At 72.1% G+C, this 24,577-nt stretch carries 25 protein-coding genes and 1 pseudogene; 16 read left to right on the forward strand and 10 right to left on the reverse strand.

Features of this window, described 5'->3' with window-relative positions; genetic code table 11:
* Positions 1 to 3: 3 nt before the first annotated feature.
* The 5 genes from ACWDD7_RS03155 to zapE all read right to left on the reverse strand — a co-directional run bounded on the left by ACWDD7_RS03155 (position 4) and on the right by zapE (position 4,411).
* Positions 4 to 846, reverse strand: a complete 843-nt coding sequence (locus tag ACWDD7_RS03155) for a PPK2 family polyphosphate kinase (RefSeq protein WP_450455986.1) — start codon at positions 844 to 846, stop codon at positions 4 to 6.
* 69 nt (positions 847 to 915) lie between these two features.
* Entirely contained in the window at positions 916 to 1,491 is a 576-nt protein-coding gene (locus ACWDD7_RS03160) for a YbhB/YbcL family Raf kinase inhibitor-like protein (RefSeq protein ID WP_450455988.1), read from the reverse strand.
* 10 nt (positions 1,492 to 1,501) lie between these two features.
* On the reverse strand, positions 1,502 to 2,473 hold the full coding sequence (locus ACWDD7_RS03165) for a slipin family protein (protein WP_450455990.1): 972 nt from the start codon (positions 2,471 to 2,473) through the stop codon (positions 1,502 to 1,504).
* Positions 2,474 to 2,569: 96 nt separating this feature from the next.
* Positions 2,570 to 3,148: a carbonic anhydrase gene (locus tag ACWDD7_RS03170; protein WP_450455992.1), complete on the reverse strand. Its 579-nt coding sequence runs from the start codon at positions 3,146 to 3,148 to the stop codon at positions 2,570 to 2,572.
* Between the two features lie 159 nt (positions 3,149 to 3,307).
* Positions 3,308 to 4,411 carry a cell division protein ZapE gene (gene zapE / locus ACWDD7_RS03175; RefSeq protein WP_392211753.1) on the reverse strand — a complete coding sequence of 368 codons (1,104 nt, stop codon included), beginning with the start codon at positions 4,409 to 4,411 and terminating at the stop codon, positions 3,308 to 3,310.
* A gap of 37 nt (positions 4,412 to 4,448) precedes the next feature.
* On the opposite strand from zapE, the gene ACWDD7_RS03180 reads away from it, so the two are divergent.
* The 8 genes from ACWDD7_RS03180 to ACWDD7_RS03215 all read left to right on the forward strand — a co-directional run bounded on the left by ACWDD7_RS03180 (position 4,449) and on the right by ACWDD7_RS03215 (position 11,898).
* Entirely contained in the window at positions 4,449 to 5,309 is an 861-nt protein-coding gene (locus ACWDD7_RS03180; protein ID WP_450455995.1) for a pyrimidine reductase family protein, read from the forward strand.
* A 130-nt stretch (positions 5,310 to 5,439) separates the two neighbouring features.
* Positions 5,440 to 5,913 (forward strand): indole-3-glycerol phosphate synthase, encoded by a 474-nt coding sequence (locus ACWDD7_RS03185; RefSeq protein ID WP_351877870.1) that lies wholly within the window; start codon positions 5,440 to 5,442, stop codon positions 5,911 to 5,913.
* A gap of 76 nt (positions 5,914 to 5,989) precedes the next feature.
* Positions 5,990 to 7,381, forward strand: a complete 1,392-nt coding sequence (gene murC, locus ACWDD7_RS03190; RefSeq protein WP_450455997.1) for a UDP-N-acetylmuramate--L-alanine ligase — start codon at positions 5,990 to 5,992, stop codon at positions 7,379 to 7,381.
* 13 nt (positions 7,382 to 7,394) lie between these two features.
* Positions 7,395 to 7,802: a peptide-methionine (R)-S-oxide reductase MsrB gene (gene msrB, locus ACWDD7_RS03195; RefSeq protein ID WP_351877874.1), complete on the forward strand. Its 408-nt coding sequence runs from the start codon at positions 7,395 to 7,397 to the stop codon at positions 7,800 to 7,802.
* Positions 7,803 to 8,423: 621 nt separating this feature from the next.
* Complete coding sequence (locus ACWDD7_RS03200) at positions 8,424 to 9,536, forward strand: ABC transporter ATP-binding protein (RefSeq protein ID WP_450456000.1); 1,113 nt, start codon at positions 8,424 to 8,426, stop codon at positions 9,534 to 9,536.
* Positions 9,533 to 10,186, forward strand: a complete 654-nt coding sequence (locus ACWDD7_RS03205) for an ABC transporter permease (RefSeq protein WP_450456002.1) — start codon at positions 9,533 to 9,535, stop codon at positions 10,184 to 10,186. The genes ACWDD7_RS03200 and ACWDD7_RS03205 overlap by 4 nt, the downstream gene beginning before the upstream one ends.
* A complete protein-coding gene (locus ACWDD7_RS03210) occupies positions 10,183 to 10,851 on the forward strand; it encodes an ABC transporter permease (protein ID WP_351877880.1) in 669 nt (222 codons plus the stop codon). Before ACWDD7_RS03205 ends, ACWDD7_RS03210 begins: the two co-directional genes overlap by 4 nt.
* A 126-nt stretch (positions 10,852 to 10,977) precedes the next feature.
* Positions 10,978 to 11,898, forward strand: a complete 921-nt coding sequence (locus tag ACWDD7_RS03215) for an ABC transporter substrate-binding protein (RefSeq protein ID WP_392211761.1) — start codon at positions 10,978 to 10,980, stop codon at positions 11,896 to 11,898.
* A gap of 70 nt (positions 11,899 to 11,968) precedes the next feature.
* Here the strand turns inward: ACWDD7_RS03215 and ACWDD7_RS03220 are convergent, their stop codons facing one another.
* The 3 genes from ACWDD7_RS03220 to ACWDD7_RS03230 all read right to left on the reverse strand — a co-directional run bounded on the left by ACWDD7_RS03220 (position 11,969) and on the right by ACWDD7_RS03230 (position 13,658).
* Positions 11,969 to 12,424 (reverse strand): tellurite resistance TerB family protein, encoded by a 456-nt coding sequence (locus tag ACWDD7_RS03220; protein WP_392211762.1) that lies wholly within the window; start codon positions 12,422 to 12,424, stop codon positions 11,969 to 11,971.
* A gap of 98 nt (positions 12,425 to 12,522) precedes the next feature.
* Positions 12,523 to 12,960 carry a DUF6114 domain-containing protein gene (locus ACWDD7_RS03225; protein ID WP_392211763.1) on the reverse strand — a complete coding sequence of 146 codons (438 nt, stop codon included), beginning with the start codon at positions 12,958 to 12,960 and terminating at the stop codon, positions 12,523 to 12,525.
* 5 nt (positions 12,961 to 12,965) lie between these two features.
* A complete protein-coding gene (locus tag ACWDD7_RS03230) occupies positions 12,966 to 13,658 on the reverse strand; it encodes a DUF6230 family protein (RefSeq protein WP_450456005.1) in 693 nt (230 codons plus the stop codon).
* A 776-nt stretch (positions 13,659 to 14,434) separates the two neighbouring features.
* Between ACWDD7_RS03230 and ACWDD7_RS03235 the strand changes: the two genes are divergently transcribed.
* From ACWDD7_RS03235 to ACWDD7_RS03245, 3 genes are all read left to right on the forward strand, one after another.
* On the forward strand, positions 14,435 to 15,085 hold the full coding sequence (locus ACWDD7_RS03235) for a Tat pathway signal sequence domain protein (protein ID WP_351866552.1): 651 nt from the start codon (positions 14,435 to 14,437) through the stop codon (positions 15,083 to 15,085).
* A 391-nt stretch (positions 15,086 to 15,476) separates the two neighbouring features.
* On the forward strand, positions 15,477 to 16,121 hold the full coding sequence (locus ACWDD7_RS03240; protein ID WP_351866412.1) for a ScbR family autoregulator-binding transcription factor: 645 nt from the start codon (positions 15,477 to 15,479) through the stop codon (positions 16,119 to 16,121).
* 22 nt (positions 16,122 to 16,143) lie between these two features.
* Positions 16,144 to 17,340, forward strand: coding sequence for a damage-control phosphatase ARMT1 family protein (locus ACWDD7_RS03245; protein ID WP_450456007.1), 1,197 nt, complete (start codon positions 16,144 to 16,146; stop codon positions 17,338 to 17,340).
* Here the strand turns inward: ACWDD7_RS03245 and ACWDD7_RS03250 are convergent.
* Together ACWDD7_RS03250 and ACWDD7_RS03255 are read right to left on the reverse strand one after the other, a co-directional pair.
* Positions 17,312 to 18,574: a cytochrome P450 gene (locus ACWDD7_RS03250; RefSeq protein ID WP_450456009.1), complete on the reverse strand. Its 1,263-nt coding sequence runs from the start codon at positions 18,572 to 18,574 to the stop codon at positions 17,312 to 17,314. The two genes, ACWDD7_RS03245 and ACWDD7_RS03250, sit on opposite strands and share 29 nt — an antisense overlap.
* Positions 18,571 to 19,347, reverse strand: coding sequence for an alpha/beta fold hydrolase (locus ACWDD7_RS03255; RefSeq protein WP_450456011.1), 777 nt, complete (start codon positions 19,345 to 19,347; stop codon positions 18,571 to 18,573). The genes ACWDD7_RS03250 and ACWDD7_RS03255 overlap by 4 nt, the downstream gene beginning before the upstream one ends.
* A gap of 133 nt (positions 19,348 to 19,480) precedes the next feature.
* On the opposite strand from ACWDD7_RS03255, the gene cyc2 reads away from it, so the two are divergent.
* The 5 genes and pseudogenes from cyc2 (at position 19,481) to ACWDD7_RS03280 (ending at position 24,536) form a co-directional block, all read left to right on the forward strand.
* Entirely contained in the window at positions 19,481 to 21,643 is a 2,163-nt protein-coding gene (cyc2, locus tag ACWDD7_RS03260) for a germacradienol/geosmin synthase Cyc2 (RefSeq protein WP_450456013.1), read from the forward strand.
* A gap of 130 nt (positions 21,644 to 21,773) precedes the next feature.
* Positions 21,774 to 22,118: pseudogene (locus ACWDD7_RS03265) on the forward strand (multicopper oxidase domain-containing protein); the annotation flags it as partial.
* Positions 22,119 to 22,140: 22 nt separating this feature from the next.
* A complete protein-coding gene (locus ACWDD7_RS03270) occupies positions 22,141 to 22,332 on the forward strand; it encodes a multicopper oxidase domain-containing protein (protein WP_450456014.1) in 192 nt (63 codons plus the stop codon).
* Between the two features lie 275 nt (positions 22,333 to 22,607).
* Positions 22,608 to 23,132 carry a PDZ domain-containing protein gene (locus tag ACWDD7_RS03275; RefSeq protein ID WP_450456016.1) on the forward strand — a complete coding sequence of 175 codons (525 nt, stop codon included), beginning with the start codon at positions 22,608 to 22,610 and terminating at the stop codon, positions 23,130 to 23,132.
* A 276-nt stretch (positions 23,133 to 23,408) separates the two neighbouring features.
* The gene (locus ACWDD7_RS03280) at positions 23,409 to 24,536 is read left to right on the forward strand and encodes an aminopeptidase P family protein (protein ID WP_351866427.1); all 1,128 of its coding nucleotides are present in this window, start codon (positions 23,409 to 23,411) and stop codon (positions 24,534 to 24,536) included.
* Positions 24,537 to 24,577 lie beyond the last annotated feature (41 nt).

Below are 24,577 nucleotides of genomic sequence, written 5' to 3' on the forward strand. Positions count from 1 at the left end.
GGCTCACGTCTCCTTCAGCAGCCGCTCCCGGCACTCGGCCAGATCGAATCGGGACTCCGGGTAGCGCGGGTCCAGCTCGCGGAGGTGTTCCAGGAGGAGGCGGCCGACGGCCCAGTTCCGGTACCACTTGTGGTCGGCGGGGATCACGTACCAGGCCGGTTCGGCGCAGTGTTCGAGGGCCAGTTCGTACGCCTCCTGGTAGGCGGGCCACAGGGCGCGCTCGTCGATGTCCGAGGGGGCGAACTTCCAGCGCTTGTCGGGGCGGTCCAGGCGGCGCAGCAGCCGGCGGCGCTGCTCGTCGTAGGACAGGTGGAGGAAGCACTTGACGAGCGTCACGCCGTCCTCGGCGAGGGCGCGCTCGAAGTCGTTGATCTTGCCGTAGCGGCTGCCGATCACGTCGGGCGGGACCAGGTGCCGGACGCGGGCCACCAGCACGTCCTCGTAGTGCGAGCGGTCGAAGATGCCGATCTCGCCGGGCTCGGGGAGCGCCCGGCGCACCCGCCACAGGAAGTCGTGGCGCAGCTCCTCGCCGGTGGGTGCCTTGAAGGCGTGGATACGGCAGCCGGAGGGGTTGAGATGGCCGATCACATGCTTGACCGTGCCGCCCTTGCCGCTGGTGTCCATCCCCTGGAGCACCAGCAGCACCCGGCGCCGGTCGCCCGCGGTGCTCGCCGCCCACAGCCGCTCCTGGAGCCCGGCCAGCTCCTCGCCCATGCGCTCGGCGTCGGCGAGCGAGGTGTGCTTGTCGCCCGGGGCGGCGGGGGTGGCGGCCGGGTCGTGGGCCGACAGGTCGACGCTCTCGCCCGGTGGGAGGCGCAGCAGTCGCCGTAGATCCTTCTTCGCCACGGGCGTCCTTCCGGGTAGGCGTCCTTCGACGGAGCGTCGGCCGGTGCCGGAGTCGCCGGCCCGGTCCGCTCAGTGACCGTAGCGGCCCGTCAGCGTGCCCGTGGCGAGGGTGTGGCCGGACAGCGCGCGCCGGAGGTCGTCGGGGGAGGCGCCGGGGGAGAGGGGCGGTCGGCGGTCGGTGGCGTAGACCGTGAGGACGTAGCGGTGCGGGCGGTCGCCGCGTGGCGGGCAGGGGCCGTTGTAGCCGGTCCTGCCGAAGCTGTTGCGGCCCTCGGCGGCGCCCCGGGGACGCTCCCCGGCGGACAGGCGGCGGGTGCCCGCGTCGATGCCCCAGATCAGCCAGTGGGTGAACGGGGCGCCCGGGGCGTCGAGGTCGCGCACCGTCACGGCCAGGGAGTCCGTGCCCGCGGGGACCCCGGAGAGGGCGAGCGGCGGCGAGACGTCCTCGCCGTCGCAGGTGAAGCGGCGGGGGACGGTGCCGCCGTCGGGGTAGGCCGTGCTCGTCACGGTGATCCGGTGAGGGGCGGCGGGGGTGGTGGTCGTCATGGTGATGGGGGAGGCGGCGCCGGTCGTCCTGGCGGTGCCGCCCGCGCAGCCCGTGACGGTGGTCAGGAGGGCCGCCGCGATCGCCACACTCTTGTTCATGTCCGGCACGTTAGTCCGGGCGGGGGCCTCCGCCGGGGTTCGGCGCGAGGGTCTGGTGGCCGATCTCCAGGTCCGGGGCCGGTGCGCCGTTCACGTCCGGGCCCGGCGCGCGGTCGCCGTTCGAGGTGAACTCCCGAGGGGCGATCTCCGTGGGGCTCTGGTCCGGCTTCTGTCGCGGCTCCCGGTCCCGCTCCGGGCGCGCGTCGTCGGCCGGCGCGTCCCCCCGGTTGCCCCGCTCCAGGAAGTGCAGCAGTTCCACCGGGATCGGCAGGACCAGCGTGGAGTTCTTCTCGGCCGACACCGCCATCACGGTCTGGAGCAGCCGCAGTTGGAGCGCGGCCGGGGTGCCGGACATCTGCTGGGCGGCCTCGGCGAGCTTCTTGGAGGCCTGAAGCTCGGCGTCGGCGTTGATGATCCGGGCCCGGCGCTCCCGGTCGGCCTCGGCCTGGCGGGCCATGGACCGCTTCATCGTGTCGGGCAGCGAGACGTCCTTGATCTCGACCCGGTCGACCTGGATGCCCCAGCCCACGGCCGGACTGTCGATCATCAGCTCCAGGCCCTGGTTGAGCTTCTCGCGGTTGGAGAGCAGATCGTCCAGGTCGCTCTTGCCGATGATCGACCGCAGCGAGGTCTGCGCCATCTGTGAGACGGCGAACTTGTAGTCCTCCACCTTCACCAGCGCGCTCGTCGCGTCGACCACCCGGAAGTAGACGACCGCGTCCACCCGCACGGTGACGTTGTCACGGGTGATGCCCTCCTGGGCGGGGATCGGCAGCGTGACGATCTGCATGTTGACCTTGGCCAGCCGGTCCACGAAGGGAATGATCATTGTGAACCCCGGTGGCCGCACGTCGTCGGCCACCCGGCCGAGCCGGAACAGCACCCCGCGTTCGTACTGCTTGATCACGCGGGCCGCCATCCCCGTGTACACGAGGGCGACGCAGAACAGCGCGACGATCGCCCCCACCAGCTCCTGGACCATGACGACCTCCCCACAGAGGCCCGTTTCATCTGTCTATGCAACGATATGCCACTTTTGACCTAACCCGGAGGGGCACCTCGAAGGGGCGGCTCCGGCTCAGAGCGACTCGAAGGTGTCGGTGTCGGCCCGGTGGGCCCGCACCGCGCCGGTGTGCACCTCGTAGTACCAGCCGTGCAGCCCGAGGCGGCCCTCCGTGAGTCCCCGCTCCACGCACGGATACGAGCGCAGCCGCAGCAACTGGGTCAGCACATGGCTCTGCACGCCCTCGGCGACCTCCGGGTCCTCGGGCGCGCCGGAGGGGCGCGGCGCGGCATGCGCCAGCCAGTCGCGCACGGCCGGTACGGCGGTCAGGTCGTCGCCGCGCACCAGGGCGCCGACGGCGCCGCAGTGCGAGTGGCCGCAGACCACGATGTCGCGGACGCCGAGCACCTCCACCGCGTACTCGATGGTGGCCGCCTCGCTGGTGGGGTGGGTGGAGGTGTGCGGCGGCACGATGTTGCCCGCCGTGCGCAGCTCGAAGAGCTCGCCGGGGCCGGCGCCGGTGATCAGGGCCGGGACGACCCGGGAGTCGGAACAGGTGATGAACAGGACCTGCGGAGACTGGCCGTCGGCGAGCCGGGCGAACTCCTCAGGGCGGTGTCCGAAGTTGCGGGCGTTGTCGATGAGGGGCTGCATAGGGGTTCACGCCTCTCGTGCGAGCCAACCATTGGTCAACGGAAGGTCAAGAAAGACGTTAGCGTGGCAAAGCCCGCCATGGGAGGTGATTCACCCGTTGGGGGGATAGGGCAAGCCCGGTCGGAGGCACTGCCGGGGGCCCGGGGCGGGGCCCCGCGGTCAGGAGCCGACGAGCCCCTTCGCGTCCCGGGCGAGCGCGGTGAGGCGGGATATCGCACGGAAGTACTTCTTGCGGTAGCCGCCCTTCAGCATCTCCTCGCTGAACAGCTTGTCGAACGGCAGTCCGGACGCCAGGACCGGGACCTCGCGGTCGTAGAGCCGGTCGGCGAGCACCACCAGGCGCAGCGCCGTCGACTGGTCCGGCACCGGGCGCACATCGGTGAGGCAGACCGCGGTCAGGCCGTCGGTCAGCGCGCCGTACCGGCTCGGGTGCACCTTGGCCAGGTGCTCCAGCAGATGCGGGAAGTCGTCCAGGGAGGCGCCCTCGGTGGCGTACGCCGCCTTGGCCACCTGCTCGTCGGTGAAGGGCGCCGGGGCCTCGGGCAGGCCCCGGTGGCGGTAGTCCTCGCCGTCGATGCGCAGGGCGCGGAAGTGGGCGGACAGGCCCTGGATCTCGCGCAGGAAGTCGGCGGCCGCGAACCGGCCCTCGCCCAGCTTGCCGGGCAGCGTGTTGGAGGTGGCGGCGAGCGCCACACCGGCCTCGACCAGTTTGCCGAGCAGTGTCGAGACCAGCACCGTGTCGCCCGGGTCGTCCAGCTCGAACTCGTCGATGCACAGCAGCCGGTGCTCGGACAGGGTCTGCACGGTCTGCTGGAAGCCGAGGGCGCCGACCAGGTTGGTCAGCTCCACGAAGGTGCCGAACGCCTTGCGGGAGGGCTCGGCGGGGGTGGCGTGCCACAGGGAGGCGAGCAGGTGGGTCTTGCCGACGCCGTAGCCGCCGTCGAGGTAGACGCCGCGGGGGCCCGCCGGGGTCTTGGGCGCCTTCGCGCGGCCGAAGCCGAGGAAGCCGCGCCGGCCCGCGCCGGAGGCGTGCGCCCCGCCGAGCCCGGCGGCGAAGCCCTCCAGGACCGTGACGGCCTCGCTCTGGCTGGGCTGGTTCGGGTCCGGTATGTAGGTCGAGAAGCGCACCGAGTCGAAGCGCGGCGGCGGCACCATCTCGGCGACCAGCCGGTCCGCGGGGACGTGCGGCTCGCGCTCGCAGAGGGAGAGGGGGCCCGCTTCGGTCAGGGCGCTGGATCCGGGGGCGGTGGTGGAGGACGACACGGTTACCCATGCTAAGCGCCGTGTCACACTGCACGACATGCGACGCCTGTTCCCTGTGACCTACGAAACACCAGCCCAGGCCTCCGGCGGGGGCGGGGACGCCGCCGTGACCGCGGGCCGCGACGAGGGCTTCGCGCGGCCGGCCGCCGAGCGCGACGGGGGCCTCGCCCGGTTGACCGCCGACCACGAGTGGAGCCTCGCGGAGCTGGCCGCCGCCTACGCCTACCCGGCACGGGGGCCCTGGCTGCGCGGCAACATGGTGTCCTCCCTCGACGGTGCCGCCCAGCACGACGGCCACTCCCAGCCCATCTCCAGCGCCACCGACATGCGGATCTTCGGCACGCTGCGGGCGCTCGCGGATGTCGTGGTCGTCGGCGCAGAAACGGTACGGCAGGAGGGGTACCGCCCCGCTCGCGCGCGGGCGGAGTTCGCCGCGGCGCGCAAGGCGGCCGGCCAGGGCCCTGCCCCGGCGATCGCGGTCGTCACCGCGAGCCTCGACCTGGACTTCTCGCTCCCGCTGTTCACCTCGCCCCTCGTGCCCACCCTGGTCCTGACCGGGGCCGCGGCCGCGCCCGAGCGGGTCGCCGCGGCCGAGCGGGCCGGCGCCCGGGTGGTCGTCGCCGGGGAGGGCATGGGCGTCGAACCCGAGCGTGCGGTGCGGGCTCTCGCGGGGCTCGGGCACACCCGGCTGCTCACCGAGGGCGGGCCCCGGCTGCTCGGCCAGCTGATCGCCGCCGAGGTGCTGGACGAGCTGTGCCTGACCCTGTCGCCGACGCTCACCGCGGGGGACGCGCAGCGCATCGCCGGGGGGCCGTCGGTGGCCGTGCCGCGCCGGTTCGAACTCGTGTCCCTCCTGGAGGAGGACGGTTTTCTGTTCGGTCGTTACCGTCGGCCCTGAAAATGGCGGAATGTACCGTTCCGGTCGCCTTTCGGCGGGCACACTTGAACCCGCAGTACCCGTGCAGGCACGGGGAAGGATGGTTTCCGCAGGGGCCTGGCCGTGGCCCCCGGAGGAGAAGAGGCGTTTGGTGTTCACAAGCGTTCTGATGATCGAGAAGGCGCTGACGTCCGCGGACGTCGAGTTCGTCACCACGTTGCACGGCGACGAGCCGGTCGCCTTCCATGTGCTTCTCCAGCCGCGCGGCGACCAGGCGGACCGCCTGCTGCGGGCCATCGACGACATCGCGCTCGGCGAGCTGGACGAGGCGGTGCGCGAGCGCGAGACGCCGGAGGGCGAGGACGCGCGGAGCGTCGGCCGGCAGGCCCTGGACGTTTCCCTGACCGCCCTGCGGGCGTCGGGCAGCGTGGCGGACGGGCGGCTGGTGGAGGACCATCCGCTGGACGCGCTGAAGGCGATGGTGGCGGAGGTGGGGGCGGACGAGGTGATCGTGCTCACCGATCCGCACTACGTGGAGGAGTTCTTCCACCGGGACTGGGCCTCGCGGGCGCGGCACAAGGTGGGAGTGCCGGTGCTGAAGCTGTTCTCCCACAGCAAGGCGTAGGGGCTTCACCGAGGGCGGGGGCCGAGCGCATAGGCTAGGGCCTGCTCAAGCTCGTACCGTCTCTGGGGAGAAACGCATGGCACCCGGCCTTCCTGCCGCCATGGACCGACCGCACTTCATCGGCATCGGCGGCGCCGGGATGTCGGGGATCGCGAAGATCCTCGCCCAGCGCGGGGCGAAGGTGGCCGGCAGCGACGCCAAGGACTCGGCGACCGCGCAGGCGCTGCGGGCGCTCGGGGTCACCGTGCACCTCGGGCACGCCGCCGAGCACCTCGCAGACGACGCCAGCTGCGTCGTCGTGTCGTCGGCGATCCGCCAGGACAACCCGGAGCTGGCCCGCGCCGCCGAGCTGGGCGTCCCGGTCGTGCACCGCTCGGACGCGCTGGCCGCGCTGATGACGGGGCTGCGCCCGATCGCCGTGGCCGGTACGCACGGCAAGACCACCACCACCTCGATGCTGGCGGTCTCGCTCGGCGAGCTGGGCCTGAAGCCGTCGTACGCCATCGGCGGCGACCTGGACGCGCCCGGCTCCAACGCGCTGCACGGCGAGGGCGACATCTTCGTCGCCGAGGCGGACGAATCGGACCGCAGCTTCCACACGTACGCGCCCGAGGTCGCCATCATCCTCAACGTCGAGCTGGACCACCACGCCAACTACGCCTCGATGGACGAGATCTACGAGTCCTTCGAGACCTTCGCCGGGAAGATCGTGCCCGGCGGCACCCTGGTGATCTCCGCCGACCACGAGGGCGCGCGCGAGCTGACCCGACGCCTCGCCCAGTCCGTGAGGACGGTGACGTACGGCGAGGCCGCGGACGCCGACGTCCGAGTGCTCGCCATCGTGCCGCAGGGGCTGAAGAGCCTGGTCACCGCGGTGATCGACGGCGAGGAGCTGACCTTCACGGTCTCCGTGCCCGGCCGCCACTACGCCCTGAACGCCGTCGCCGCGCTCGCCGCCGGCGCCGCGCTCGGCATCCCGGCCACCGAGCTGGCGCCCGCGCTCGCCGCGTACACCGGGGTCAAGCGGCGCCTCCAGCTCAAGGGTGAGGCCGCCGGGGTGCAGGTGATCGACTCCTACGCCCACCACCCCACCGAGATGACCGCCGACCTGGAGGCCATGCGGGCCGCCGCCGGCGACGCCCGGATCCTGGTCGTCTTCCAGCCGCACCTGTTCTCCCGCACCCAGGAGCTGGGCAAGGAGATGGGCCAGGCCCTCGCGCTCGCCGATGCCTCGGTGGTCCTGGACATCTACCCGGCTCGCGAGGACCCGATCCCGGGCGTGACCAGCGAGCTGATCATCGAGGCCGCGCGCGCCGCGGGCGCCGACGTCACCGCGGTGCACGACAAGGCGGAGATCCCGGCCGTGATCGCGGGAATGGCGAGGCCGGGTGATCTCGTTCTCACCATGGGCGCGGGCGACGTGACCGACCTGGGCCCGCTGATCCTGGACCGCCTGTCGCAGCAGTAAGGGGCTGAGACCCATGTCGTACGACATCGAGAAGCCGGACGAGCAGTGGCGCGCGGAGCTGAGCCCGAAGGAGTACGCGGTGCTCCGCCAGGCCGGGACCGAGCCCGCGTTCACCGGTGAGTACACGGACACCACGACCAAGGGCGTCTACTCCTGCCGCGCCTGCGGGGCCGAGCTGTTCACCTCGGCCACCAAGTTCGCCTCCCACTGCGGCTGGCCGTCCTTCTACGACCCGAAGGACACCGACGCCGTGGAGCTGATCGAGGACCGCTCCCACGGAATGGTCCGCACCGAGGTGCGCTGCGCCCGCTGCGGCTCGCACCTCGGCCATGTCTTCGAGGGCGAGGGGTATCCGACCCCGACCGACCAGCGGTACTGCATCAACTCGATCTCGCTGCGACTGGAGCCGGACGAGGGCTGACCACCGCACTTCCGCAGGCGGGAGAGCCTGGCCAAGGACGAGTTGTTCGCTGCGCTGGGGCAACTGATCGGCGAGGACCGGTAGTCGCGGCGCCGCCTGGAACTGGCGGCGCCGCGAGCGTGCGCGGGGACCTCGCCGCCGTCCGGACCCGCATCCGCGATCGGCGCGCCGAGCGGCTCCGGCCGGGCCGCCGACGCGATCACCCTGGCCCGGGAGGCGATGCGGCTGCCGGCCGAGGCGGTGGAGAGCGTCGTCGACTCGGACGGATGGCTCGGGCGGATCGGGGCGGGCCTCGCCGACGCCCGCTCGAAGCGTGCCGTGCGGCACGCCCCGACCCGAAGAACTCGCGCGCCGGCTGGTCGGTCATGCGCTCGGCGACGTCGGCGACGGCCTGACCGACATCGATCCGCTCGATGACGCCGAGACGGAGGCGAACGGTTACCGACCCCGACCTGGTCCTCGTCTAGCCCGTCGCGCTCGCCGGCGGTTGACACGCCCGGCAACTGCCGCCGGAACACCGGGGGGTTCGCCGTCTAGACTCTCGCGGCAACGGCCCGCGTGTCGTGGACCGGCGGGCCGTGGGCGGGCGGACAGCTGTCAAACCCGGGGGTGTTCGGCGTTTTGATACGGATAGATGCAGTCACGAAGCGGTACGACGACGGCACGGTCGCGGTCGACCGGCTGTCGCTGGACATACCGGACCGCGCGATCACCGTCCTCGTCGGGCCCTCCGGCTGCGGCAAGACGACGACCCTGCGGATGATCAACCGGATGGTGGAGCCCACTGAGGGCGGCATCCTCCTGGACGGCGTGGACATCCGGCGGCAGCCGGTCAACTCCCTGCGGCGGTCGATGGGTTACGTCATCCAGAACGCCGGTCTGTTCCAGCACCGCACCGTCCTCGACAACATCGCCACCGTGCCCCGGCTGCTCGGCTGGAGCAAGCAGAAGGCGCGCGGCCGGGCCGCGGAGCTGATGGAGCGGGTCGGCCTCGACGCCTCGCTCGCGCGGCGCTATCCGTACCAGCTCTCCGGCGGCCAGCAGCAGCGGGTCGGCGTGGCCCGCGCGCTCGCCGCCGATCCGCCGGTGCTCCTCATGGACGAGCCGTTCTCCGCCGTCGACCCCATGGTCCGCAAGGGGCTTCAGGACGAACTACTCCGTATCCAGGACGAGTTGGGCAAGACCATCGTCTTCGTCACGCACGACATCGACGAGGCGATCAAACTGGGCACCATGGTCGCCGTGCTGCGCGAGGGCGGCCGGCTGGCCCAGTTCGCCCCGCCCGCCGAACTGCTCAGCGCGCCCGCCGACGCGTTCGTGGAGGACTTCCTCGGCGCGGACCGCGGTATCCGCAGGCTGTCCTTCTTCCCGTCCGCCGGGCTGCCGTTGGAGACCGCGCCGCTCGTCCCGCTGGACGCGGACGCCGAGCGGCTCGCCGCCGGAGCCGACGCTCCCTACCTCCTGGTCACCGACGCCGACGGGAGACCGCTGGGCTGGGCCGAGCCCGGCCGCCCCCTGGAGCGAAACCAACTCCTCGATTACGGGCGGCCGTTCAGGCCCGGCACCGACTCGCTGCGCTCCGCCCTCGACGGGGCCGTGCTGTCGCCGACCGGGTGGGCGGTCGCGGTGGACGGCGAGGGGCGCGCGATGGGTGTCGTATCGCAGCAGGTCATCGGGGAGGCGATCCGCGCCGCCCACGGCCGGGCGGGCGCCGATGCGAAGGCCGTCCGATGAACGGCTTCTTCGATCTGCCGAGCGACCTCCAGTACAGCTATGCCGGCCTCGTCGGCCTGCATCTGCGCGAGGCGCTGATCCCGGTGCTGGCCGGGCTGGTCATCGCGCTGCCGCTCGCCCAGCTGTGCGTCCGGTTCCGCTGGGTCTACCCGCCCGTGCTCGGTCTCACCACCGTGCTCTACTCCGTCCCCTCGCTCGCCTTCTTCGTCGTCCTCATCGACTACTTCGGGCAGAGCGAGACCACGGTGATGGTCCCTCTCGGGGTCTACAGCCTGGTGGTGCTGGTCCCCGGCATCGTGGACGGCGTCCGCTCGGTGCCGCGGGAGACGCTGGCCGCCGCCGAGGCGATGGGCTTCGGCCCGCTGCGCCGCTATCTCCAGGTCCAACTCCCCATCGCCGCCCCGGCGATCATCGCCGGCCTCAGGGTGGCGGTCATCTCCAGCCTGTCCCTGGTCAGCGTCGGCATGCTCATCGGCAACCAGGGCGCGCTGGGCAACATGCTCTACGACGCCAACACCTACCACCTGCCCCTCCTCGCCGTTAACTCCGTACTGACCACGGCGGTGCTGGGCATCCTCGCCGACGCCCTGCTGGTCCTCGTCCGCCGCCTGCTGATCCCCTGGATGCCGCGGAAGGGCGCCGCCCGGTGAACGCACTGAACCTCGCGCGCGCCTTCTTCGGCGACGGCGCCCACTGGCACGGCTACGACGGCATACCGGCCCGGCTCGCCGAGCACGTCACCTACTCGCTGGTGGCGCTGCTGCTCGCCGCCGTGATCGGGCTGCCCGTCGGCCTGGTCACCGGGCACTACGGCCGGGGCGGCAACGCGCTCGCGCTGATCGCCACCGCGGGGCGGGCGCTGCCCAGCTTCGGGCTGCTGGTGCTGATGGTCCTCTGGATCGGGCTGGGGCTGGTGCCGGTGATGATCCCGCTGGTGGTGCTCGCCGTACCGCCGATCCTGGTCACCACCTACGAGGCGGTGCGCACCCTCGACCCCTCCCCGGTGGACGCCGCCCGGGGCATGGGGATGTCCGAGGCCCGGGTGCTGTTCCGGGTCGAGGTGCCGGTCGCGCTCCCGCTGATCCTCTCCGGGCTGCGCACGGCGGCCGTCCAGATCATCTCCACCGCCACCATCGCCGCGTACGTCGGGCTCGGCGGCCTCGGCCGGTACATCATCGACGGCCTCTACCAGCGCGACTACGAGAAGGTCGTGGGCGGTGCCGCCCTCGTCGCCTCGCTCGCCCTGGCGACGCTCGCGCTGTTCTGGGCGGCCTCCCGCCTCACGGTGTCGCGGGGGGTGCGCGCACCCGATTGACCGTCAACTGGACTGAATCACAAAGAGTTTGACGTCCCGACGGGCCGCGCCGCCTTCATCAAGAATGCGTTACAAGAGCGAGACGCGTGGTTGACGGGGCGTCAAGCGCCTGGATTGGATCAGGTGGTGACTTCAACCACCCATATCAGCAGGTCCATACGGAGGAACCGGGGCGCGGCGGCCGCTGTCGCGCTCGCGATGGCGACGGCCCTGCTGGCGGGCTGCTCCTCCAAGTCCGACGGCGTGGTCGTCGGTTCCAACAACTTCCCCGAGAGCAACCTGCTCGCCGACATCTACGGCGAGGCACTCAAGGCCAAGGGGATCGACGTCACGTACAAGCCGAACATCGGCAGCCGCGAGACCACGTACGGTCTGCTGAAGAACGGCTCCCTCGCCGTCCTGCCCGAGTACAACGGCGCGCTGCTGGCCTACCTCGACCCCAAGGCGACCCCGAAGACCGCCGAGGAGACCACGGCGGCCATCAAGGCCAGGCTCGACCCCAAGCTGACCCTGCTGGACGCCTCGTCGGCGCAGGACAAGGACTCCCTGGCGGTCAACGCCGCGACCGCACGGAAGTACCACCTCACCACGCGGTCCAGCGCCGCCGACCTGAAGCCCGTCGCCAAGGACCTGGTGATCGGGGGATCGCCGGAGTTCCAGACCCGGCAGCAGGGCCTGGTGGGCCTCAAGTCCGTCTACGGCCTCGACTTCAAGTCCTTCAAGGCGCTGGACGCGGGCGGCACGCTCACCCAGACGGCGCTGAAGAAGGACGACGTCCAGGTCGCCGACATCTTCAGCACCGATCCCACCATCGCCAAGGAGAAGTTCGTCGTCCTCCAGGACCCCGAGAACCTCTTCGGCTTCGAGAACGTCCAGCCCGTCGTCTCCAGGACCGCCCTGCCCAAGAAGGGCGTCGCCGCGCTCAACGCCGTGTCCGCCAAACTCGACACCGCGACCCTGCTGGACCTGGACGCCCAGGTCCAGCTCCGGCACAAGGACCCGCTGGACGTGGCGAAGGCGTGGCTGAAGTCGGCGGGGCTCGGCTGAGGCCCGCGGTACGCGAGGCGCGGGGGCGCGGCCGGGGACTCCCGGCTGCGCCCCGCCCGGGTCACCCCGCTCAGAGGTCGAACTCGTGCGGCGGCAGCTCCAGCGTGTAGCACGCCTCGCGGACGACGGCCTGTTCGGTCTTGTCGAAGTCGCCGTCGGCGCCGCCGATGACGATGCCGATCTGGACCACGGCGCGGGCCTCGGCGGGCTTCTTCTTGGCCTTGGCGATTTCCTGGAGGACGCTCACCTTGCCGAAGGCGAAGTCGGTGGTGAGCTTGTTCAGGTTGTCCTCGAAGCGGCGGCGCAGGTCGTCCGCGGGGAAGTTCTGCAGCACCTCGTTCGTGGCGATGAGCTGGGCCACGCGCTGGCGCTCGGAGGGGTCGACGGTGCCGTCGGCGGCGGCGACGAGGGCGCACATGGCCATGCTCGCGTCCCGGAAGGCACCGCTCTTCAGGTCGTTCTTCTTCGCCACCAACTGGGTCTGCATCTGCGATGCGGACTCCTTGAGGCGGTCCCACAGGGCCATGCTCGCTCCTCGTGTCCACGGCCGGTGCCCCACGGCACCCACCGGCAACTTCTACAACACAGTAGAAACTGGCGGTGGGGCCGGAAAGTTCCGGGACGTCATGCCGCGGTCGTCTCGGCCTCCTTGGCGAGGGCCCGAGCCTGGCGGCGCTTGCGACGGCTCCTGCGCGGCTCCTGGTCCGGCAGCCAGCCGAAGGCGAGGCAGCTGCCGACGACGCCGAGCAGCAGGCCGATGAAGAAGCCGCCCAGGTTGGAGGTGACCCAGGTGCCCAGCGACAGCAGCACTCCGGTGATGGAGTAGAAGAGCCGCTGGGCGGGGTTGAAGAGGATCAGCAGGCCCAGCAGTGCCATCAGGGCCGGCAGCAGGTAGCCGGCGAGCCCCTGCATGCCGATGTGCATCACGACCTTCAGCGACGCCTTCTCGGACAGCAGGATCTCGGCCCCGCCCAGGGCGAGCAGCAGCCCGCCCCAGAACGGCCGGCGGGACCGCCAGGCCCGGAAGGCGCGCCTGGGTCCCCGTCGTGGACTCTCCGTCACGACGCTCAGCAACCCGAGTCGCTGAAGCGCAGCTTGAGGCCAGGCAGCTTGAACACCCCTGCCGTGGTCGCGTAGTTGGTCTGCCGCAGGTTGTCGATGTGCACACGGTCGGCCTGCTGGCTGAAGACGCCCTTCGGGCCCTTGGCGTTGGCCTCGGTGAGCGTGCTCGCGTCGTTGCCGAGCTCGATGTGGTGGAACAGCGCGTCACCCGACATCTCGGTGGAGTCGGTGGTCAGATCGGACGCCTTGACCTTGGCGGCGCCGTTGCCGGCGGTGATCAGCAGGTTGGTGCCGCCGAGGTCGACGCTCTGGCACAGCTTGGTGAGCGTGGCCTCCTTGATCGCCGAGGTGACGACGAGCACCTGGCCGCCGGTGTCACCGGCGTTGGGGCTGCCGTCGGCCATGTTGTCCAGGCCGCCGAACTGCTCGAAGCCGGTGCCGTCCAGCTGGCTCGCGGCGACCGTGAACGGCATGCCGGAGATCGCGAACTGCACGCCCAGCGCGCCCTGCGCGGTGAGAACCGCGAGGCCGGCGGCGACGAGGGTGGCCGGCACCGCCATCACGGCGGCGCGGCGGGCCCGGACGCGGCCCCGTCTCTCGGCCGCGGTGGTGCCTGTGCTGCTCAGTGCTTCGGACGGCGAACCGCCCGGGTTCTCGGGGGTGTTGTCGGTGGACGGGACGTCCGGGGACGAGGCCATGTCTGCTCCCATGGGCATGGATCAATGCGGGTTGGGCTTCAGTGGCGCGATGTCCTGGCGCGGACAGCGGCCGCCGCGGACGCCTCCTCGCACTCCCGGCGGGTGCAAGGGCTTTCTCGTTACGCGGCGGTAGCCTTTCGAGGAAGTTACCGCCGGTTACTTTTTGGGGTCAAGGGAGATGTGAAAAAAGAGTGTCGACGGTGCGTGCGGGTCGTTCGGGATCTCAACTCCCTCTGCTCATGCAGAAGTTGAACAGTCCAATGACTTGACGCCGATGGTTGACGGGGCTACAAATTCCCCAGATTCCACGGATCCGTGGCGCCGGATCCCCAGAGCGGCAGCGGCCGTGTCCCGCAAGGGCACCGGCCGCGTTCCCGGCCCTCACGCGGCAACCGCTCCATCGCACGGCCGATCGTCTCGAACGCGGGTCGCCGCCACGCCGGCCCTTTCGAGCGGTGGCCGTTTCGCACGGTGATCCCCCCGCACTTCGCGCGAGCACGGCACGGACGGCTCCCCCACGGGTCCGTACCGGCACCCCCCTGTTCGTCCGGCCCGGCCGATTCCCCCCGGGTACCGGCCGGTGTCCGGCCCGCCGCCGTCGCCGGTCCGTCGCGTACGGAGAAGGCGTGACGGACCGCGTCGGCGGCGACACCGCACCACCGGCACCACCGGCACCGCCACGCACCACCAGCACCACCAGTACCGCTCGCACCACCCCCGCACCGCTGCGCACCGCCCACGTCCTGATCTCCCCCACTCATCAGAGAGGCACCCGCATGCGTACGCGAACCCTCATCGCCCTCGCCGGCGCCGCCACGGCCACCACGCTCGCCCTCGTGTCGGCCGGACCCGCCTCCGCGGCCGGCTCCGTCCTCACCACGGGCAGCGCCGGCGGTACCGCCGTCGCGGTCGGCGACACGTTCACCGCGCCCCTGGCGAGCGGCACCTCCGCCACCTTCTACTCCAGCTCGACCGGCACCAGCGGCGTGAAGTGCGGCACCTCCCAGTTCACCGCCAAGGTCACCGCCAACCCCACCGCGCCCGGCACCGCCACCGAGTCCGTCACCGCGCAGACCTTCAGCGGCTGCACCAGCAACGTCACCGGCGTCCTCGGCGTCAACAGCGTGACCATCGACAACCTGCCCTACACGGCATCGGTCAGCTCCGGCGGCGGCCTCACCGTCGCACCCCCGAGCGGCTCCGTCATCCAGTCCACGGTCAAGCTGAGCACCCTGCTGGGCAGCGTCACCTGCGTCTACCAGGGCCCGAGCCTGTCCGGGACGGCGAGCAACGCCGACAACAGCATCACCTTCACCAACCAGCAGTTCACCAAGACCTCCGGGTCCTCGCTCTGCTTCTCCACCGCCTACTTCAGCGCCAAGTACGCGCCGGTGACGGACGGCGGAGCCTCGGTCTACGTCAACTGACCCCCCAAGGCGGCCCCTTCGGGTCGTCGTGAGCACAGCGCCCAGGCGGCGTCGTCCCGGTGCACCCCGGCACCGCGGCGGCGCCGCCCTGCTGTGTGCCGTCGGCCGCGTCGCGGCCGTACTCCCTTACAGGACAGACCAGTTGACCTGTTTCGGACCTCCGGTGAGATCCCGTTGAGGAGCCGGCGGTCCGCCTCGTATCGTGGCGATCATGGGTGCGGCACCGGGTGTCGAGTGTCCGTTCGATGCCAGGGTGCCGGTGCGGGTGGCACGTGTCCCGCAAACGGGTAGCAATCCGGACTCCCGTTGTCATTCGGTGAGTTATCGTATGCAAGGGGTTAAAAACAAACCGCATGTCCCGTTCGTTCGTCTCGCGAGGAGGGGTCCCAGGATGGCGAGGCAGTTACGCGCCGAACAGACCCGGGCCACGATCATCACGGCCGCCGCCGATCTGTTCGACCAGCACGGCTACGAGTCCACGAGTCTCAGCGACATCGTCGCACACGCGAAGGTCACCAAGGGCGCTCTCTACTTCCACTTCGCCGCCAAGGAGGACCTGGCGCACGCGATCCTGGAGCTGGAGGCCCGCGCGGCCCGCCGTCTGGTGGCCGATGTCGAGGGCCGCGGCTTCTCCTCTCTGGAGGGCCTGATGCGCACCACCTTCGGGATCGCCCGGCTCGCCGTGGACGACCCGGTACCGCGCGCCGGGCTCCGTCTCGCCACCGCCGACGTCACGGTGCGGCCGCCGCTGCGCCACCCCTACACCGAGTGGCTGGAGTTCGCCGCCCGCAAGTTCACGGGGGCCGTGCGCGAGGCCGATGTCCACGGCGACCTCGATGTCGGCGCCGCCGCCCACTCGCTCGTCTGCTTCTTCTTCGGCACCCGGGTCGCCGGCCGGTTCGAACCCGTGGGACGCCTGCCGCGCCGGGTCGCCGAGATGTGGCATCTGATGATCCGCGGCCTGGTCCCGGTGCACCGCCGCCCCCGCTACGTCACCCTCGCCACGCAGCTGGAGCGGGAGATCAGAACCGCGTGAGGCGCGCGGTACCGTGACGGACATGCCCGAAACCCCGTTCGCACCCGTGATCCTCGGCAACGAACCCGGCTCGTTCCCGCACGGGGTGCTGACCGAGCGGCACCCGGCGATCATCCGGCAGGTGCGGGCCGCCTTCCCGTACGGACCCGGTCAGCACCGGGCACTGGACGAGCTGCAGGAGAGCTGCGCCGGGGGGACCGTCGAACCCCTGCCCGCCGACGCCCCGGACCGGCCGGCGTGGCACGCGTGGGGCCTGGCCGAGTACGCCGGGCGGTCCTGGTTCGACGTGCCGTGGCTGTGGTCCGAGAGCTACTTCTACCGCCGACTCCTCGAAGCCGTCGGCTACTTCGGCGCCGGGGCCTGGGGGGCCATCGATCCCTTCCGGCCCTTCAAACGCGCCGAGCTGGACGCGCCGGAGACCGACCGGGAACTCGCCGCGCTGGACGACCTGCGGGAGCTGCCGGAGCGGGAGCGGGGGCGCGCCCTGCTGCACGGCTCGCTGTGGGGAAACCGCGCCGACCTCGGCTTCCGGATCTCCGCCGCGGGCGCCGAGGCCCGTGAACCGGCGCCGGCGCTGGTCGCCGACGACAGTGAACGGCTGTGGTCGCTGTTGCCGCCCGGCGGCGCCGCCACCCTCGTCCTGGTCGCGGACAACGCCGGCCGCGAACTCGTCCCCGACCTGCTGCTGATCGCCCACCTCCTCGCCGGGGACCGGATCGCGCGGGCGGTCCTGCACGTGAAGCCGTACCCGTACTACGTCTCGGACGCGACGACGGCCGATGTGATCGACGCCCTCGAACGGGTGCGCGCGGCGCCGGGCGCGGCCGGTGACCACGGGCGGCTGCTGTGGTCCGCCATGGCCGACGGCCGGCTCACGGTGCGCGCCCACCCCTTCTCCTGCGCCCCGCTGCCGTATGCGCGGATGCCCGCGGAGCTGCGGGCCGAGTTCGCCGCGGCCACGCTCACCGTCCTCAAGGGAGACCTCAACTACCGCCGCCTGGTGGGCGATCGGATGTGGCCGCCGACCACGCCCTTCGCGACGGCGACCGCGTACTTCCCGGGCCCGGTGGCCGCCCTGCGCACCCTGAAGTCGGAGGTCGTCACCGGACTGTCCGCCGCCACCGAAGCGAGCCTGGTGGCGGCGGAGGGACAGCGCTGGCGCACGGACGGCACGCACGCGCTGATCCAGGTCAGCCGGTCCGCACCGGCAGCGACTTGATCCCGTTGATGAAGTTCGACACCAGCCGCTCGGCCGGTCCCGCGGGCCGCAGCACGGGCAGGGCCCGCAGCACCTCCGCGTAGAGCAGCCGCAGTTGGAGCCGGGCGAAATGGGCGCCCATGCAGACGTGCGGTCCGTCCCCGAAGGAGACGTGCGGGTTGGGGGAGCGGGCGAGGTCCAGCCGGCCGGGATCGGCGAAGGCCCGCTCGTCGCGGTTGGCGGAGGCGTGGAGCACCACGACCTTGTCGTCCGCCCGGATCCGCCGGCCCGCCAGCTCGGTGTCCTGCGCGGCGGTGCGCCGGAAGGTCAGCACGGGCGGGTGCCAGCGCAGCAACTCATCGACGGCCAAGTCGAGTTCTCCCTTCCCGTCGCGCAGCAGGCGGTACGGCTCCGGGTGCTCGGCCAGTGCCAGCAGGCCGCCGGGGGCCGCGCTGCGGACGGTGTCGTTGCCCGCGACCGTGAGCAGGAAGAAGAACATCTCCAGCTCGGGCCCGTCGAGTTCGGGGTCCTGGGCGAGCGTGGTCATGATGTCGTCGGCGGGGTGCCGGCGTTTGTGCCCGGCCAGCTGGTGGGCGTAGGCGAACATGTCGCGCAGCATGGCCGGGGAGCGCGGGTTCAGCGGCCTGCCCGACGCGTCCAGTACCGACGGGCCCGCCTCGTCCGGGTCCTGGTAGCCGATCACCTGGCGCGTCCAGCGCAGCAGCAGCCGCCGGTCGCTTTCCGGGACGCCCAGCAGGTCCGTGAGGTTGAGCAGGGCGTACTCGTCGGTGACGGCCGCCACCAGGTCGACCGTGCCGTCCCCCCGCGCGGCCCGCTCCAGCGCCGCCGCAAGCAGCGTCCGCGCCCGCTCCCGGGCGACCGCGGCGAACCGCTCGATCCGCCCCGGCGTGAACGCCCGGCTCACCAGGCGCCGCAGCCGGCCGTGACCGGGCGGGTCCTGGTTGAGCATCATGCGCCGGATGAACGGCAGGTCCTCCGGATCGGGGTCCCGGATCTGGGTCGCGCCGAGGTGGGACGAGTACGTGGCCGAGTCCTTCAGGACCCGTACGACGTCCGCGTGCCGGGACACCGCCCAGAAGCCGGGCCCGGCCGGCCAGCCGAGCACCTCGGGCTCCTCCTGCCAGGCCACGGGGTGCTCGTCGCGCAGGACCCGGTAGGCGTCGTACGGCACCCCGGCGGCGTACCGGCGCGGGTCGAAGACGTCGGGCACCGGCACCGCCTCGCGCACGCTCACGCGGGGCCGTCCGCGCGCAGGAAGTCCTCCACCACCCGGATCAGCTCCAGCGGCGTCTCGTCCATCGCGTAGTGCCCGGCCCCGGGCAGGGCGACCAGGTGGCCCCGCGGGTACCAGGACAGCCAGGTCCGCCGCATCAGTTCGGGGGACAGCGCCGGGTCCAGCTCGCCCGCGACGGCCAGCGCGGGCACCTCGCTGCCGGCCACCTCGGCGTGGAAGTCCTCGCCCGCCCACGAGTCCAGCCAGGCCCGGAACGCCTTCGCGTCGCTGCGCCGGAGCGAGGCCGCGACCATCCGGTCGAGCCAGGCGGCCGGGCGGCGGCCACCGGTGGTGAAGTCGATGATCGCGCGCCGGTTGCCCGCCTTGTGCGCCGCGTCCGTGAACAGCGCGCCCTGCTCGCCCGAAAGCGGCATGCCCGCGGCGGGCACCGGGGAGACGCCGACGATCCGGCGCAGCCGCTCCGGGGCGAGCGCGAGCAGCCGCTGGGCCACCGCGCCGCCCATGGAGTGCCCGACCACCGAGAACCGCGTCCAGCCGAGCCGGTCGGCCAGCGCCACGAGATCCGCGGCCGCCCGGGTCGTCGTGTACGGGCCCTCGGCGTCCATAGCCGCGCCGTAGCCGCGCAGATCGACCGGCACATAGGTGAAGGAGGCGCGGTCCAGGTCCGGCAGGACGGCCGCGTAGGCGGACCGGTCGGCGAACCAGCCGTGCACGGCGAACACCCGGTGGGCGCCGTCGCCGTGCAGCTCATGGGGCAGCACGAAGGAGTTCATGCGCCTACCGTGTCCCGGGGACCCGAGCACGGCAAGAGCGCGGACGGGGCACGCCCGAGGGCCGGTTCACGCGATGGTGTGATCATGTCCCGCGCGGCGGATGGGTGTTCAGGGCCGCGGGTAGGGCCCGGCCATGACGCAGCCGTTCGAACTCCCGCACTTCTACATGCCGTATCCCGCGCGGCTCAACCCGCACCTCGACGAGGCCCGCGCCCATTCGACCGCGTGGGCGCGCGAGATGGGCATGCTGGAGGGCTCCGGGATCTGGGACCAGGCAGACCTGGAGGCGCACGACTACGGACTGCTGTGCGCCTACACCCACCCCGACTGCGACGGCCCCGCCCTGTCTCTGATCACCGACTGGTACGTGTGGGTGTTCTTCTTCGACGACCACTTCCTGGACATGTTCAAGCGCACCCAGGACCGCGCCGCCGGCAAGGCCCACCTCGACCGGCTGCCGCTGTTCATGCCGGTCGACCCCGCGGCCCCCGTACCCGAGCCGGAGAACCCGGTCGAGGCGGGTCTGAAGGACCTGTGGGCGCGTACGGTGCCCGCGATGTCCGAGGACTGGCGCCGCCGCTTCTCCGTCGCCACCGAGCACCTGCTCAACGAGTCGATGTGGGAGCTGTCCAACATCAACGAGGGGCGGATCGCCAACCCCGTCGAATACATCGAGATGCGCCGCAAGGTGGGCGGCGCGCCCTGGTCCGCCGGGCTCGTGGAGTACGCGACCGCGGAGGTGCCCGCCGCCGTCGCCGGGACCCGACCGCTGCGGGTGCTCATGGAGACCTTCGCCGACGCCGTCCACCTGCGCAACGACCTGTTCTCCTACCAGCGCGAGGTGGAGGACGAGGGCGAGAACAGCAACGGCGTGCTCGTCCTGGAGACCTTCTTCGGCTGCACCACCCAGCAGGCCGCCGACACCGTCAACGACATCCTCACCTCGCGCCTGCACCAGTTCGAGCACACCGCGCTCACCGAGGTGCCCGCCGCCGCCCTGGAGAACGGCCTCACCCCGGCCGAGACGGCCGCGATCGCCGCCTACACCAAGGGACTCCAGGACTGGCAGAGCGGCGGCCACGAATGGCACATGCGCTCCAGCCGCTACATGAACAAGGGCGCGCGAAGCGACTCGCCCTGGCGGCTCCCGAGCGGGCCCGGCACCTCCGCCGCCCACGTCGGCGCCCTGCTCGCCGCCGCGGCGCAGGAGCGCCTGCGCGCCTACACGCATGTGCCCTACCAGAAGGTCGGCCCCTCGATCCTGCCCGAGTTCCACATGCCGTTCGCCCTGGAACTCAGCCCCCACCTCGACGCCGCCCGCCGCAATCTGCGCACCTGGTGCGACCGGACCGGCATCCTCCGGGAGGGCGTCTGGGACGAGGACAAGCTGCGCGCCTACGACCTCGCCCTGTGCTCCGCCGGAATCGACCCCGACGCCACCCCCGAGGCCCTCGACCTCAGCGCCCAGTGGCTCGCCTTCGGCACGTACGGCGACGACTACTACCCGCTCGTGTACGGCCACCGCAGGGACCTGGCCGCCGCCCGTCTGACCACCGCCCGGCTGTCGGCCTGCATGCCGGTCGAGGGCGCGCCCACGCTCGTGCCCGGCAACGCCATGGAACGCTCCCTGATCGACCTGTGGGCCCGCACCACCGCCGGGATGAGCGCCGACCAGCGGCGCACCCTCAAGGCCGCCGTGGACACCATGACCGAGAGCTGGGTGTGGGAGCTGTCCAACCAGTTGCAGAACCGCGTGCCCGACCCGGTCGACTACCTGGAGATGCGCCGCTCCACCTTCGGCTCCGACCTCACCCTGAGCCTGTGCCGGACGGGCCGCGGCCCCGCGATCCCGCCGGAGGTCTACCGCAGCGGCCCGGTGCGCTCCCTGGAGAACGCCGCCGTCGACTACGCCTGCCTGCTCAACGACATCTTCTCGTACCAGAAGGAGATCGAGTACGAGGGCGAGATCCACAACGCCGTCCTCGTCGTGCAGAACTTCTTCGGCATCGACTACCCGACCGCGCTCGGCGTCGTACACGACCTGACCACCCAGCGCATGCGGCAGTTCGAACATGTCGTCGCCCACGAACTGCCCGTGTTGTACGACGACTTCCAGCTCCCGCGAGAGGCGCGGGAGGCGATGGACGGGTACGTCCTCGACCTGCGGAACTGGCTGGCGGGCATCCTCAACTGGCACCGGAACGTGGACCGTTACAAGGACGCCTGGCTGGGGCGGCGCGCCCATGGCTTCCTGCCGGACCGGACGCTCGCGCCACCGGTTCCCGCACTGGGCTGAACCGCGCCGGACCGACCGGCCGTTTCCGCACCTTCTCGTACGGAACAGGGCATTCAGGGAACTTCGGCGGGCTCTCGGCGGTCTTCACCGGCGAGGGGAACAAGACCACGCGAGAACACGAGGGGTGTTCGAGCTCCGGCAGGAGACGGAGATCGCCCTGCGCCCGACCTGGGTGCGACTGCACCCGCAGCTGCCGCCCACCCTCATGTGGGGCTACGACGGCCATGTCCCCGGCCCGACCATCGAGGTGCGGCGGGGCCGGCGCGTCCGCATCGCCTGGACCAACCGCATCCCCGAGGCCGCCGAGTACCCGGTGACCTCGGTCGAGGTACCGGTCCGCGCGCCCGGCACCGCGCCCGCCACCACCGAGCCCGGCCGGGGCGGCGTCGAACCCGACAAGGACGTCGCCGCCCTGCCCGCCTGGTCCGTCACCCATCTGCACGGCGCCCAGACCGGCGCGGGCAACGACGGCTGGGGGGTACAAGGACGTCTTCCGGGTGCCCGGCAACCAGATGGTGCGGGTCATGGGCCGCTTCGACGGGGCGTACGGCCGTTTCATGTACCACTGCCATCTGCTGGAGCACGAGGACATGGGCATGATGCGCCCGTTCGTCGTCATGCCGCCCGAGGCGATGAAGTTCGACCACGCCGCGGCGCACGGCGGCGGCCACGGGGGGCACATGGGCTGAGCCGGTCCTGCGCCGAATCGGCCCCGAATCGGCCCCGAATCGGCCCCGAATCGGCCCCGAATCGGCCCTGAGCCGGCCCTGAGCCGGCCCTGAGTCACCCTCGAATCGGCCCAGGGCTGGTCCAGGGCCGCCCGAGCCGGCACGGCGACGGGCCGGGGTCCGCGGCGGGTCGTCCGTGGTGACTACCCGCCGCCGGCCGCGGGGCAGTCTCACTCGTTCGTGTCTCGTCGCGGGCCGGTGCGCCGGGTAGATCACCGGCCGGAGGCGAGCGAACCATGGAACACACTGCGTTGCGGCCCAGGCCGCTGCCGGGCCGGGGCCCGCGGACGGGCGGCGGCTCCGCCCCTCACCCGCACGCCGCGTCCTGGCGCGGACGGCGGCTGCGGACCCTGCTGCTCGGCGTCTGCGCGGGCACGCTGCTGGTGCTGTCCGGGGTGGGGATCGGCGCGGTCGGCGCCACGCTGCTCGGCACGGGCGGGCCCGCCGCGCCGCCGCGCCCCCGGTCCGCGCCCGCACCCACGAGGGAAACCGGCCCCGGCGCCACCCTGGGCGTCGAGGCCGTCGACTACGGCAGCCCCGGCGCGCTGGTGGTGGGCGTGCACGTGCCCGGCCCCGGCTACCGGGCCGGCCTGGTCCGCGGCGACGTCCTGCTCCGGTTCGGCGCCGCCCGCGTGGACACCGCCGCCGACCTGGCACGGGCCGTCGCCCGTGCCCGCCCCGGCAGCGAGATCCTTGTCACCGTGCGTCACAGCCGGGGCGGCTTCCAGCAGTTGACGGTGGTGCCGGGGGTGGTGACCTAAGCGGTCCGCACGGCCGTGCGGGACGCCGCCGAGCGTGCGGAATTCGCTGGTCAGTGGGGTTCCGGCGGGTCATCATGGCCGTATGCCGACCGTCCTGCCGACCCCCGCGACCCGTCCCGTGCGGAGCCGTCCCGTGTGGACGCGTGCCGCGCGTGCCGTGATCGTGGGATCGTCCGATCGGGTCGCGTGGCCCGGTCCGGACGGGCAGGATGCTGCCCGGGGGCGCTCGCGCGTCCCGGCACCTGCCCGACCAGCCCGATCCGCCCGGAGGCCCGGATGACCGGTAGTACGACCACGCCCTTCAGCGCAGCCGACCACAGGGCCCGTATGGAGCGCGCCGCGCGCGCCGCGGCCGACGCCGGTCTCGCCGGGCTGCTCGTGGCACCCGGCCCGGACATGGTGTGGCTGACCGGTTACACCCCCACCGCCGTCACCGAGCGGCTCACCCTGCTGGTCCTCGCCCCCGGCCAGGACCCCGTGCTGGTCGTCCCCACCCTGGAGGCCCCGGACGCCGAGAACTCCGCCGCCGGGGAGGCGCTGACGCTGCGCGACTGGACCGACGGCAAGGACCCCTACGCCGTCACCGCCGACCTGCTCGACGGCCGCGGCCGCTACGGCATCAGCGACAACACCTGGGGGATGCACGTCCTCGGCCTCCAGCGCACCCTGCCCGACAGCTCGTACGCCGCCCTCACCGACGCCCTGCCGATGCTGCGCGCGGTCAAGGACGCCGCCGAGGTTCAGCTGCTCGCGGCCGCCGGGGCCGCGGCCGACGCCGCGTTCGAGGAGATCCGCAAGGTGCCCTTCGCCGGGCGCCGCGAGTCGGACGTCGGCCATGACCTCGCCGCGCTGCTGCGCCGCTTCGGCCACTCCCAGGTCGACTTCACCATCGTCGGCTCCGGGCCCAACGGCGCCAACCCGCACCACGAGGTCGGCGACCGCGTCATCCAGCGCGGCGACATGGTCGTCCTCGACTTCGGCGGCCTCAAGGACGGCTACGGCTCGGACACCACGCGCACCGTGCACGTCGGCGAGCCCACCGAGGAGGAGCGCCGGGTCCACGACATCGTGCGCGCCGCCCAGGAGGCCGGCTACCAGGCGGTACGGCCGGGCGTGGCCTGCCAGGAGGTCGACCGCGCGGCCCGTGCGGTGATCACCGACGCCGGGTACGGCGAGTACTTCATCCACCGCACCGGGCACGGCATCGGCGTCACCACGCACGAGCCGCCGTACATGATCGAGGGCGAGGAACTGCCGCTGGTGCCCGGCATGTGCTTCTCCGTGGAGCCCGGCATCTATCTGCCCGGCCGCTTCGGGGTGCGCATCGAGGACATCGTCACGGTGACCGAGGACGGCGGCCGCCGTCTCAACAACACCACCCGCGAGATGGTCATAGTGGACTGACGGCCCAGGCGGGCCCAGGGAGACCGACCCCGACGACACCC

This window comes from Streptomyces sp. NPDC001056, assembly GCF_053598955.1.